The sequence below is a fragment of the Egibacteraceae bacterium genome, from assembly GCA_040905805.1.
Classification (GTDB): Bacteria; Actinomycetota; Nitriliruptoria; order Euzebyales; family Egibacteraceae; genus DATLGH01.
This window is the reverse complement of sequence record JBBDQS010000111.1, coordinates 12538-24438: the sequence shown is the minus strand read 5'-3', so window position 1 is coordinate 24438 and position 11901 is coordinate 12538. Positions and strand designations below refer to the sequence as shown.

The 11901-nt window shown below is 67.9% G+C and carries 11 protein-coding genes; 3 read left to right on the top strand and 8 right to left on the bottom strand.

Annotated elements, in window-relative coordinates:
• Positions 1-374 (top strand): hypothetical protein (locus WD250_12660; GenBank protein ID MEX2621056.1); only part of this gene is annotated, 374 nt, incomplete at its 5' end.
• A gap of 43 nt (positions 375-417) precedes the next feature.
• On the opposite strand, the gene WD250_12655 is transcribed toward WD250_12660, so the two are convergent.
• A complete protein-coding gene (locus tag WD250_12655; protein ID MEX2621055.1) occupies positions 418-1533 on the bottom strand; it encodes a DUF1972 domain-containing protein in 1116 nt (371 codons plus the stop codon).
• The gene (locus WD250_12650) at positions 1524-2378 is read right to left on the bottom strand and encodes a glycosyltransferase (protein MEX2621054.1); all 855 of its coding nucleotides are present in this window, start codon (positions 2376-2378) and stop codon (positions 1524-1526) included. Before WD250_12650 ends, WD250_12655 begins: the two co-directional genes overlap by 10 nt.
• A 393-nt stretch (positions 2379-2771) precedes the next feature.
• On the opposite strand from WD250_12650, the gene WD250_12645 reads away from it, so the two are divergent.
• Both WD250_12645 and WD250_12640 read left to right on the top strand, forming a co-directional pair.
• Positions 2772-4061: a methyltransferase domain-containing protein gene (locus WD250_12645; protein ID MEX2621053.1), complete on the top strand. Its 1290-nt coding sequence runs from the start codon at positions 2772-2774 to the stop codon at positions 4059-4061.
• Positions 4062-4109: 48 nt separating this feature from the next.
• Positions 4110-5651, top strand: coding sequence for a hypothetical protein (locus tag WD250_12640; protein ID MEX2621052.1), 1542 nt, complete (start codon positions 4110-4112; stop codon positions 5649-5651).
• Positions 5652-5657: 6 nt separating this feature from the next.
• Here the strand turns inward: WD250_12640 and WD250_12635 are convergent, their stop codons facing one another.
• The 6 genes from WD250_12635 to WD250_12610 all read right to left on the bottom strand — a co-directional run bounded on the left by WD250_12635 (position 5658) and on the right by WD250_12610 (position 11830).
• Positions 5658-6428 carry an HNH endonuclease signature motif containing protein gene (locus tag WD250_12635; GenBank protein ID MEX2621051.1) on the bottom strand — a complete coding sequence of 257 codons (771 nt, stop codon included), beginning with the start codon at positions 6426-6428 and terminating at the stop codon, positions 5658-5660.
• A gap of 167 nt (positions 6429-6595) precedes the next feature.
• Complete coding sequence (locus tag WD250_12630; protein MEX2621050.1) at positions 6596-7996, bottom strand: sugar transferase; 1401 nt, start codon at positions 7994-7996, stop codon at positions 6596-6598.
• 167 nt (positions 7997-8163) lie between these two features.
• Entirely contained in the window at positions 8164-8697 is a 534-nt protein-coding gene (locus WD250_12625) for an HIT domain-containing protein (GenBank protein MEX2621049.1), read from the bottom strand.
• Positions 8694-10679 (bottom strand): threonine--tRNA ligase, encoded by a 1986-nt coding sequence (gene thrS / locus WD250_12620; protein MEX2621048.1) that lies wholly within the window; start codon positions 10677-10679, stop codon positions 8694-8696. The genes WD250_12625 and thrS overlap by 4 nt, the downstream gene beginning before the upstream one ends.
• Before the next feature lie 54 nt (positions 10680-10733).
• Positions 10734-10952 carry a DUF2007 domain-containing protein gene (locus WD250_12615; GenBank protein ID MEX2621047.1) on the bottom strand — a complete coding sequence of 73 codons (219 nt, stop codon included), beginning with the start codon at positions 10950-10952 and terminating at the stop codon, positions 10734-10736.
• Between the two features lie 41 nt (positions 10953-10993).
• Complete coding sequence (locus tag WD250_12610) at positions 10994-11830, bottom strand: caspase family protein (protein ID MEX2621046.1); 837 nt, start codon at positions 11828-11830, stop codon at positions 10994-10996.
• Positions 11831-11901 lie beyond the last annotated feature (71 nt).

Here is an 11901-nt window from a genome sequence, read left to right as displayed (position 1 = left end):
TGACCGATGTGCGACTGGAACCGATCAGGATGTACCGGCCCCCACGGCGCCTCGGTCCGTTCCTGACGGCTGCCTGCGGGTACCTGCCTTATCCGCACCCGGCGACGCTGGTTCAGCGATCGTTCTTCTGGCAGCTCGGCGGCTTCGACGAGCGGTACCGGTACGCGGCAGACTTCGACTTCGCCATACGGGCGTTGGCGTCCGAACGGCCCTGTGTCAGCGAGGTGACGGTAGCGGACTTCCGCGTGCACGCCTCGAACGCGAGTCGCTCAGAGCAGGCCGCAGAAGAGGCGAAGCGGGTTTCCCGCCGCTATGTACCACGGGCAGTGCTCCCGATCATGGCGCCCCTCGCCCGAGCGCTCAAGCGGCTATGACCGGCGCATGCCCCGGTGTGACCCGTCGGGATACCGTGAGATCTCACGGTGGAGTTCTCCTCGATGGCCGCTGGGCGAGGTCGAGACAGAGCCGCTCGTAGCCGGCCGCCACCGCATCCCAGTCGTACAGACTTCTCGCGCGGTCCTGACCCGACCGGCCGCGAGCCGCCGCACGGGCGGGATGGACTTCTGCCTTTTCAATCAGCGCGGCGAGCGTGGCGGCGTCCTGGAAGTAGGCGCCGGTGTCGCCGAGTACCTCGCGGTTGAATGCGACGTCGAGCGCAAGGACCGGCGTGGCGGCCCCCATGGCACGCAGCAGCGAGGGGTTGGTACCACCAACCGAATGCCCGTGGATGTAGGTGGCCGCATTGACGTACAGCTCATCCAGCAGCTGTTGGTCCCAGATGCCACCCACCAACCGGATCCGCTCGTCTTGAGCGGCGATCTCGTTGAGGCGTCGGACGTACCGTTCACCGTAGCGCGCGCCACCCACCACCACCAGGGGCAGGAGGGCGCTGGACCGACGGTGGGCCGCCACGATGACGTCCACGTGGTTCTCAGGCTCCAGGCGCGCCACGACCAGGTGATAGGTCCGAGGGCTGAGGGCCAGCTGCGCCAGCCGCTCCTGGGCATCGGCGCACGTGATCGGAGCGCCGTACGGCAGGTAGGACCCTGAACGCCCATATCGGCGTTGGTAGTAGTCCCCGATCGCTTGGGCGTCCACAATGAGACGGTCAGCCCAGCGCGCCGCGAGTCGTTCGCTGGCGAGGTAGTAGCGCCGGCCTGTGGGTCCCCACTTGCCCCGCTTCCACTCGAGACCGTCGACGTGCACGGCGACGGGCACGCGGCGGGCGGCCAGCAGCGGCAAGAAGAGAGCGTTCGCAGCATTGAACACGATGGCGACGTCCGCTCCATGCAGGCAGACGTGGGCAACGCTCAGGGCCGTGTGGCTGAGCGTCTCCAGGACCTTCAGCCGCACTGCAGGCAGGTTCACAAGGTGCATGCCCCGGTACCGGCATGTCGTCTGCCCGGGATTGCGGCAGTAGACCCGGACTACGTGGCCCCTGGCGGCCAGGCGGGCACCCACTTCCTCTGCGGCCGTCTCGAAGCCACCGTACCGGGCGGGCACGCCGCGGGTCCCGACCAGTGCTATACGCATCGCACGCCCCCGCCCTCGCGGCCACCCCGACCACGGCCATCGGCCACCTCGTCGTAGACCGCCAGCACCGCATCCACCATCGCGGCCACGGTGAAGCTGCGTGCGCGCCGACGGGCTTGCTCCCCCATTGCTCGAGCACGCTCGGGCTCGTCGACGAGCTGTCTCAGCGCGTCGGCCAGTTCACGGATCGAGCCAGGAGCCACGAGCAGCCCGTCGCGGCCATGAGTCACGATCTCGAGGGGGCCACCCGCTGCGCTCGCGATCACGGGCCGGGCCAGGGCCATCGCCTCCACCAGGGCCATGCCGAAGGCCTCCGGACGGCGGGAGGGAAGCACGAGAACGTCACTGTCAGCGACGAACCGCAGGACGTCGCGACGCTCTCCCTCGAAGTGCACGACATCCTGGAGACCCAGCCGACGAACCTGAGCCTGCAGACGCCGCTTGTGCTGATCCTCTGCAGCGTAGACGTCGCCGACGAGGTGGAGATCCATCGGCTGACCGTTCGCGGCGCAGCGATGCACGGCGTCGATCAGCAGGTCTTGGCCCTTCAGGTCGCTGAGCCGGCCGACGCACACCACGCGGGGGACAGCACGCATCAATGGGGTTGTCGCAACAAGCACGTCGGGCACCTCGACGCCGGAGTGGGCGACCCGACAGCGACGCCTGCACGCAGGCGACCGGAATTGTTCTCGCACAGCCTTGGACGCACAGATGATCGCATCTGATCGGACCAGGAGTCGTTCGACACCGCCGACCACTGCGCGGTGTTGCCAGAAGATCTCGTGGACGTGCGAGAGATGCGGGACATGCCAGCGCCGGGCCAGCCACAGGCCTCCCAGGACCATGGACGTGTTCGAATGGACGAGGTCCGACCGCCGGCGCCCGCTGAACTGTCGAAGCGCGGCGAGCTGCTTTCCCCAGCGAGCGGGGACCAGGGCCGCTCTCGCTCCCCTCAGCTCGGAGCGTCGTAGCACGATCGGGTCCAGGATGTGGGACCGGATCCCGGCGGCCTCCAGGGCCTCGCTGAGCGCCCCATGCCGGGGGATCATGACGTCGACGTCCCAGCCGGCCTCCCTCGCTCCGATCGCCACTCGGAGGCACACGAGGTCGGACCCGTAGAGATCGCCACCACTGTGGGCTATGAGGACACGTCGGGGAGGGGACATGGGCGGTTTCCGCTCGGTGGCTGACGATATGCTGCCGGTATGAGCAAGCCTGAATCCCCCGCGATGCGTTAGATGTCCGACCTTGACCCTCGCTCCGCCCCCGACGCGGCGTGGACGACCTGCTTGTACAGCCTAGGCATACCGGCCGCGAACCTCGTGGCATCCAGTCACATCGACCCTGCCCGACGGGTGTATCAGGTCGGCTCGCTCCTCTATAAGGTGCTGCTATCCGGGGAGAGGCCACCCGCCGGCCACGTGCGCGCTCTGGAGCCATCCGGCGAGTTCGCCACCCTCTCCACCGCCGCCGGGATTCCTGGCGTCCCTGAGGCAATCGACTTCAAGCAGACAGGTTGCTGTGAGTGCCTTGTCATCCGCCACGTGCCAGGCATCACGTTGGAGAAGGCACGGCTGACGTTTGGACGCAGCCTTCTCACGACCGGCCGACTCATGGTCCTCCTGGTGAGGCTATCTCTGCGCGGAATCAGCCATAATGATCTTGTACCGGGCAATATCATCATCTCAGCATCGGGTGCGGTATCGCTGATCGACTTCGACCAAGCCAGCCGCGAAAGGCCGGTCAAGGCGCTACTCCGACAGATTCTCGGGGTGCGCGTCGGATCGACTCCTCTGTACGCGTCCCTGAGGACCATCCTGAAGTACCTGGCCAAGCAGCAGCTGTCGCAGGGCCCGGCCTCCCGGGCCCGGCGGGCGCTCAGTCGTCGGCGGTCGGTCCCTATGCCGACCCTCCCACCCGGCGCAGGACGCCACCTCGACCTCTTGCGACGGGCGTGGATCACGGCACAAGAGTCGGCTGCCAGCGCTCCTGGTCACTTCTTGGCGTACTACTCCTTGGAGATCGATGGTTATACGTTCCCCGGTGAGCGACCGTGGAAACCCCGGTGGGAGGTGTTGCGGAGCGTCACCGACTACCGTGGCAAGAGGGTCCTGGAGCTCGGCTGCAACCTCGGATTGCTGTCGTCTCATCTGCTGGCAGAGGAGGGAGCCGCTGCGGCGCTGGCTGTGGACATCGATCAACAGATATTGGATGGCGCTCGGCAGGTAGCGCAGGCCTTCGGCGTATCCCCGGAGTTCAAGCATCAGGACCTCGACGAGCCGGAGGCATGGGAACCGGAGCTGGAGGCGTTTCGTCCGGACATCGTTTTCGCGCTGAACGTCATGAACTGGGTGAACGACAAGGAGCGGCTGGCTGCATTCCTCGGACGCTTTTCGGAAGTCGTGTACGAAGGGCACGGCACGTATGGAGAGGAGTGCGAGCGACTGCACAGTGTTGGGTTCACGACCACCCGGCTGGTGGATATGAGCGAACGGGGCCGAGCGATCATCCACTGCCTGAAAACCTGAGAGCGCTCACGCGTGTCGATGGATCCCCCGGACTATGGGCCTTCGCGCATGCGCAGGGACATCGGCAAGTCGGTCTTGCTGGGTCCCCTGCGCCTTGCGGTACCTAGCCTCGGGTATCTCGCGCTCTACCCCCTTCTGCTGCGCCGCTACGGCGTCGAGGTCGTCGGTCTCTGGGGCCTGATCTCGGCGCTCTCGACCGTCATCGCCGTTGCAGACATCGGGTTCAGTCAGCTTCTCAGAAGAGAGGTCAACCCGAGAACGGACCATTCCACACTGCGGGAGCGGCGGGCCGATCACTCGTGCGCCCAGGGACTCTATCTCCTACTTCTTGCCGCCGGATTCGTCGTCTTGCTCCTTAGCAGCCCAGCCATATCGGACGCCGTAAAGGGTGTGTACCCAGCCCCTGCCCTCGTCGGTGCGCTGCTTGTCCTCATGGCTGCGTCCGCCTTGCAGCTCATCCTGCAGCTCGATGATGCGGTGCTGTCGGGCCTCCAAGATGCGGCATTCACCCACGGTGTCCGAGCGCTCACGCCCATACTGATGGTGGCTGGGGCGTTGGGCGGGGCCCTGACCGGCGTGCCGATCGAAGGTCTCAGCGCGGGAACGTTCGTTGCGAACGCGGTCGGGTTGGCCCTGCTCCGCAGGCGGCTGCATCGTCATCATCCACAGTGGGCGGCGGCGGAGACCGCGTTGTCTCGTGGCGAATGGGTGAGACAAACAGCACGCACGGCGCGCCGCGGTTGGCACTTCTACAGCATTGCCATCGGATCGTTGGTCCGAGAGCCACTCGCGAGGGTGATCGTGGCATTCATGCTCGGGCTGCCCGGTGTCGCCGTGTGGGATGTGGCTATGCGGGTGACCCGAGTAGCTCGCGACCTCATCACCGCGGGCCTGACCGTGCTGTATCCGTCGCTCGCGTCTCTCAGCCAAGCCCGGGATCGAGCGGAGATGGTCCGTCTCATGCAACTGACCCTCATTCTCGTGGCGATCGTCGGCGGGTCGAGCCTGGGCTTGCTGATCGGTACAGCAGGCCTTGCCATCCCGCTGTTGTTCCCGACCCTTGGTCAAGGCGCCCCGACGACCACGCAGGTTCTTGCAATCTGGAACCTGATCACGCTGCTCAATGTCCCCTTTTGGTATGCGCTCCAGGCGACGGGCTTCGAGCGGCACGCTGCCTGGTCGGTGTGGGCGCACACCGCGTCCCTCGGGCTGCTCGTGATTCTCGCTGCTCCCTTCTCGTTCACAGTCGTCTCCGTCGCGCTCTACTGGACTGTGAGCGCCGTAGTCACGCAGGTGCTGATCTTTGGTCAGGTGCACCGTCAACTCGGGCTCTTCTGGCCGGTGCTGCGGGCTGCCTCCGTCCGAGGGTCACTGGTCGGGAGCGTGGTGCTGGTGGCTGGCGCGTTCTTGGCTCGCCCCGCCGCGAGATTGCTCGAGCACTGGGGAGCGCCCACTACTGCCGCGACCGTGGCCTATCTCGCCTTGCTGTTCGGGCTGTTCTGGGCCTTTGCATGGCGTCACTCCTGGCCTCCCGTGTCCGGGTTCATCGCCGATGTGCGCAACCCGGCACCACCGCACGAGCAACCTTAGTTGTAATTAAGACGGCCCATCGCTGAGCAGGTCGTCGCCGCTCAGACCGACGTTCTCACGAGCCCAAGCCAGCGCTTCCTCACGGTTTACGCCGTACCGAGGTATCGCAGGGCAACGCACGGCCGACGGCACGTCACGTCCATCGACGCCGAGATTGAACGTGACGGGTACATTTACCGCCGTATTCTCGCGGAATAGCCCGCGATTGTTCACCAGCAGCAGATAATCAGGTCTGATTATCAGCTCCACTCCATTCAGCAATAACCGTCCGCGGTCGAGCACGACGCGCGCTGGCGGCTCGAACTTTATGTCTATAAATATGTTTCTCGCCGCGGATCGGATGATAAGGCGAGTGCCAACGAACTCAATATCCCAAGGCGTTGGCACATAGACCAACTCGTTGTCGAGAATCCTGAGGACGAGTTCGTTCTGCTCATCGAAGAGCATAACGTTCAGCAAATAGTGGCCGTCTTCGAACCGGAAGGCCACCAACGGCACCCCGTCGACTAGAACAGCAGCGCAGTCGGCCGCAGTAGACGACGTCACCTGGTTTGAACCCACCGCCGATTCGCACTGCTCGCCTGAGTAGTGCAAGTTGTAAGGAGCTGAAGCGCCAGCCCGCAGGTTGAACGGCGCAGCATTGGCGTCTCCGACGACGGACCTGGGCAAGAGCCCGTTTGTCTTCTCACGATGATGCTGATCACACAGCAGCGTTATTTCGTCGGCAACATGCTGGTGCGTCTGCGCCCAGTCGATTATGTGGTCGTATTCGTACAACGGGATTCCGCATACAACGCAACCAAACCCACATCTTTGCCGAACCGCGCGCTTGACTGGTTCTCCAATGTCTGGACGAGTGCCTGCCATGCTGCCCCCTTTGGCTCTCCGTCCGGTCGCCCCGCACACCTTAAAGCCTTAGGTGGTCGCTGTCCCCATCGTCCTGGCTATTCGCCGGGGGAGCGGATGAGAGCGAGCGGGGTCCGGCAGATCAGCGTTAGGTCTTTCCACAGCGACCAGGTGTCGATGTAGCGCAGGTCGAGCTCCATCCAGCGCTCGAAGTCGGGTTCGTCGCGGGCGGTGACCTGCCAGAGGCCCGTGAGGCCGGGGCGCACCGAGAGGCGGCGGCGGTGGGGCAGGTCGTAGACGCGTACCTCCTCGACGTCGGCGGGTCGCGGCCCGACGAGGGACATGTGGCCGGCAAGAACGTTGTACAGCTGCGGCAGCTCGTCGATGCTGGTCGCGCGCAGCCAGCGCCCCACTCTGGTCACGCGGGGATCGTGGCGCAGCTTGAATGCGGGACCCTGGCGCTCGTTGTGGGCCAGCAGACCCGCCTTGAGCCGCTCGGCGTCGGGCACCATCGTGCGCAGCTTCCAGGCCCCGAACTCCCGGCCGTGCAGGCCGCTGCGTGGTTGGCGGAACAGGATGGGCCGGCCCTCTGTGACCAGGATCGCCGCCGCGCTCAGCAGGAGGACGGGCGCGGTCGCGACCAGCAGCAGCGCCGCGCCGACGAGGTCGAACGCGCGCTTGACGGCCAGGGCCAGCGCACGATCGGGGCTGGCGATCAGCGACAGGATCGGCAGGCCGTCCACTTCTTCGAATCGGCCCTTCGCCACGGTCCGGTTCAACGCGCCCATGGGGATGCGGACGAGCTTGCCCTGCTCCTCGCCCACCTGCGCCAGCCAGTCGATCACCGCCCACCGGGCCAGGGGCAGGCAGATGGCCACCTCGTCGACGACGGTGTCGGCCAGCACGCGGGGCAGGTCCTCCAGCTTGCCGAGGCGGTGGTGGCTGCCGAGGCCGTGGTCGTCGTCGTCGAGGTAGCCGACGACCCTGATCCCCAGGTCGGGATGGGCGGCGCACCAAGCGAGGAACTGGTCGGCTTGGGGGCCCGAGCCGGCGATCAGGAGGTTGCGGGCTCCGCGGCCCCGGGAGCGCGCCCACCGGAAGGCCAGGTGCACCGCCAGCCTCGCACCGGACAGCCCCAGGGCGACCAGCGGGAAGTAGACGGCCAGGAACCAGCGGCTGACGTCGTCGAGCTTGAAGAAGTACAGCAGGGTGAAGGTGAGTGCCAGCAGGATCGCGCCCGTGCGCAGCAGGTCGTGCAGCTCGGTGCGCAGCGACCACCGCAGGCGGGGCTGGTACATGCCGGCCGCGGCGAAGATGCCAACGGCTGCGACGCCGAACGCCACCACGACCGGACCCGTCGAGGGCAGCAAGCCCGCCCAGACCTCGGGCCAGGCACCACCGAACCGCAGCAGCGACGCGGCGACGAACCCCAGGACGACCACGCCGAAGTCGGACACCATGAGGGCCACCCGCAGGATGGCGACGCGCTCGCGCATCATGGGATGTGTCCTCCTCGGTGATGGCGGCTGGTCGTCTGCGGGCCGCTACCTCTGACCCTCGGCTCCCAGCGAAGCGTCCTTGAGCCCTGGCGTCATCCTCAAAATTGAGGGTCTCTCGCTCGCTCACCGACAGGCCGGGGGCGCGATGCGCAGCGGCCCGCCGGTTGTCAGGTGGCCGCGAAGGCGGGCGCGAGGCGGTCGTAGGTCTCGTCGAGCAGCTCGGGCAGGACCTTGGTGCCGGCGATGACCGGCATGAAGTTGGTGTCGCCGCCCCAGCGCGGCACGACGTGGCCGTGGATGTGGTCGGCGATGCCGGCGCCGGCCACACCGCCCACGTTGACGCCGAGGTTGAAGGCGTGCGGGTCGGAGCACGCCTTCAGCGCGCGGACCGCCCGCTGGGACAGCAACGCCATCTCGCAGACCTCATCGCCGGTCAGCGCGTCGAAGGCGTCGACGTGGCGGTAGGGAACCACCATGAGGTGGCCGGGGTTGTAGGGGTAGGCGTTCAGGATCACGAAGCCGGTCTCACCCCGGTGCACGATCAGGGCCGCGCGGTCGTCGTCGCCGGCAGGCAGCACGCAGAACGGGCAGCCGGTGGTCTCGCGGTCCGGGTCGCGGATGTAGGCCATGCGCCACGGCGTCCACAGGCGCTGCAGCTCGTCGAGGCGCTGCTCGTCGACCCGGCGTGGCTCGCTGCTCACCGGCGCTCCGCGACCTCGTCCACCAGCTCGGCGACGAAGTCCCCGAGCGCGACGTCCTTGCGCTGGTCGCCGACCCGCGGGCGCACGGCGACGGTGCCGGCCTCGACCTCGCTGTCGCCGACGATCAGCTGGTAGGGCACCTTGGCCAGCTGGTGCTTGCGGATCTTGGCCCCCATCGTGTCGTCGGAGGCGTCCAGCTCCGCGCGCAGGCCCCGCGCGCGCAGGGCCGCGACCACCCGCTCCCCGTACCCGTGGTGGCGGTCGGCGACCGGCACCACGGCGGTCTGCACCGGCGCCAGCCACACCGGGAACGCACCCGCGGTGGACTCCAACAGCACCGCGAAGAAGCGCTCGAGGGAGCCGAACAGCGCCCGGTGGATCATGAACGGTCGGTGGGGCGAGCCGTCCTCGCCGGCGTAGGCCATGTCGAACAGCTCGGGGTTGTTGAAGTCCACCTGGATGGTGGACAGCTGCCACTCCCGGCCGATCGCGTCACGCGCGTGCACGTCGATCTTCGGGCCGTAGAACGCGCCCTCGCCCTCGTCGATCGAGTAGGTGATCCCCGAGTCGGCGACGGCGCGCGTCAACGCCGCCTCGGCGTGGGCCCACTGCTCGTCCGTGCCGATCGACTTCCTCGCCGGGCGGGTCGACACCGCGACCCGGGAGGGCTCGCCGAGCCCGAAGGCGGTGAAGACATCGCGGGCGAAGGTGAGGCAGCCGGCGACCTCGTCCACGACCTGCTCGGCGGTGCAGAAGATGTGCGAGTCGTCCTGTGTGAAGCCGCGGGCCCGCAGCAGCCCGTTGACCACCCCGGAGCGCTCGTAGCGGTAGACGGTGCCGAGCTCGGAGATGCGCAGGGGCAGCTCGCGGTAGCTGCGGGTCCGTGAGTTGAAGGTCAGGATGTGAAACGGGCAGTTCATCGGCTTGAGGCGGTACGTCGCCGCATCGACCTCCATGCCGGGGAACATCAGCTCGGCGTAGTTCTGCAGGTGGCCCGAGGTCTGCCACAGCTCCTCACGGGCGATGTGGGGGGTGTAGACCGGCTGGTACCCCCGCCGCAGCGTCTCGGCACGGATCCAGTTCTCCATCTCCTGGCGGACGATGGCGCCCTTCGGCAGGAAGATGGCCATGCCCGGCCCGAGCTCCTCGGGGAAGACGAGCAGCTCCAGCTCGCGCCCGAGCTTGCGGTGGTCGCGCTTGCGGGCTTCCTCGATGCGCTCCACGTGCGCCTTCAAGGCCTTCTTGGACTCCCAGGCGGTGCCGTAGATGCGCTGCAGCATCGGGCGCTGCTCGTCGCCGCGCCAATAGGCGCCGGCGACCCGCTGCAGGGCGAAGGCGGGGACCCACTTGGTGGTGGGGATGTGGGGGCCACGGCACAGGTCCGGCCAGACGCTGCCGTCGGGGCGGATGTTGTCGTAGATGGTGACGGTGCCCGTCGCGCCTGGCTCCACGTCGGCGGTCTCGTCGCCGGAGAGGCCCTCCCCGGAGGTGGCGCGCTCGATCAGCTCGCGCTTGTAGGGCTGGTCGGCGAACAGCTCCAGCGCCTCGTCACGGCCCAGCTCGCGGCGGCGAAAGCCCTGGTTCTCCCGGATGATCGCGTGCATCCGGTCGGTGATGCGCTCCAGGTCGTCGGGCGTGAACGGCCGGGCCACGTCGAAGTCGTAGTAGAACCCGTCGGCGATCGGTGGGCCGATCGCGAACTTCGCCTCGGGGAACAGGTCCGTGACGGCCTGGGCCATGATGTGGGCGACCGAGTGGCGCAGGATCTCGCGGCCCCGGTCGGAGTCGGCCGGCAGGGGTTCGACCGTGGCGCCGTCGGACACCGGCGTGGCGAGGTCACGCACAGCCCCGTCGACCGCTGCGGCCACCACCTGCCCGCGGATGGCGCCCATGGCTTGCAGCGCCTCCTGGGCCGTGGCGCCCGCGGGCAGGCGGGCATCGTGGCCGTCGGGGCTCTTGACGAGTATCTCATCGGAGGACATGTACGGGAGGATAGCCCGGTGCACCCCGCAAGTTGCCGCCAGGCGGGCCAGGGGTCAGTCCTCGGACGCGTCGATCTCGGCGAGTAGCTCCTGCGCGCGCTGCAGGTCGCCGGCCGCGACCAGCACCCTGGTCGCGAACCAGCCCGAGTCGAGCCCGAAGGGGCTGCGCTCCTGGCGATCCACGACCACATGGAGACCCTCGGCCTCCAACGCACCCTGGACGATCAGGGCCAGGGCGTTCGGGGCCGTCATCAGCTCGCGAAAGTCAGCCATCGCCGACCAGCGTACGCGCGGCGTCCGGCGCCGCGCGTCGATCACCTGGAGGGCGGTCCGGTGATCTCCAGGGTGAACGGCCCCCCGAGGTCATCGACGATCACCGGCGTCTGCAACCCGGCGGTCCTGGTGTTGGCGCGCGGTGCGGCCCACTGGAAGGCCTGCTGCACGCTCACGCCATCAGGCCTGCCGTGGTTGCCCCACCCTTGGCTGAGGCCCTCCCGGAACAGGTAGTTACCCTGCACGGAGTGGCCGACCTCGGGATCCTCGTGGGACTTCTCGGCGGTCTCCGACGAGTAGGTGACGACCCGGTTCGGACCCTCCACCCCCGCCGCGCGCATCCCCTCGGCGTGGCATCCCTGCATGCTGATCCACATGCGGTCGGCGCGCACCGCGCCGATCATCCGGCCGAAGTCGGCGTTCCAGAGGTAGGCGTTGTCGGCCGGCCATATCGCCGAGTTCCCCGCGGAGTGGCGCATGTGCCCCGAGAAGCTGAACACCACCGTCGACCGGTCGTCGGTCTTGCGCGACAACCACTCCAGAGCGCGCACGACCCAGTCGCGGGTGGCCGCCCCGTCGGTCAGGACGAGCACCTGGTCGTCGCGCCATCCTCGCCGGAACAGGTCGTCGCGGAGCACGTGCGCGTCGGCCACCGACCCGAGGGTGCTGCCGGTCCGTCCCTGGTAGTCGTTGACGCCGACGATGACCGCCCAGTGAAACGTCGAGGGCTCGGTGTCGACCTGCCGCGCGTCGGCGTGGTCGGGGTAGCGGGCGGCGAAGGCCTCGTCGACGGGTGCGGGGGCAGCCGCGGCCGTCGCGGGGTGCGCGCTCGCGGCAGTGCTCCTTACCGGCTCGGGCGCCGCGCTCGTCCTCTTCATCTGTATGGCGCTCGCCGGGGCGGCCCCGCCCGAGACGCTCGTCGGCCTCGCCGCGCCCGGTGCACTTCGGC

Excerpts from the sequence above, each read along its gene's own strand:
- WD250_12655 (MEX2621055.1), bottom strand. The coding sequence starts at position 1,533 with ATGCGTATAGCACTGGTCGGGACCCGCGGCGTGCCCGCCCGGTACGGT.
- WD250_12650 (MEX2621054.1), bottom strand. The coding sequence starts at position 2,378 with ATGGTCCTGGGAGGCCTGTGGCTGGCCCGGCGCTGGCATGTCCCGCAT.
- WD250_12645 (MEX2621053.1), top strand. The coding sequence starts at position 2,772 with ATGTCCGACCTTGACCCTCGCTCCGCCCCCGACGCGGCGTGGACGACC.
- WD250_12640 (MEX2621052.1), top strand. The coding sequence starts at position 4,110 with ATGCGCAGGGACATCGGCAAGTCGGTCTTGCTGGGTCCCCTGCGCCTT.
- WD250_12630 (MEX2621050.1), bottom strand. The coding sequence starts at position 7,996 with ATGATGCGCGAGCGCGTCGCCATCCTGCGGGTGGCCCTCATGGTGTCC.
- thrS (MEX2621048.1), bottom strand. The coding sequence starts at position 10,679 with ATGTCCTCCGATGAGATACTCGTCAAGAGCCCCGACGGCCACGATGCC.
- WD250_12615 (MEX2621047.1), bottom strand. The coding sequence starts at position 10,952 with ATGGCTGACTTTCGCGAGCTGATGACGGCCCCGAACGCCCTGGCCCTG.
- WD250_12610 (MEX2621046.1), bottom strand. The coding sequence starts at position 11,830 with ATGAAGAGGACGAGCGCGGCGCCCGAGCCGGTAAGGAGCACTGCCGCG.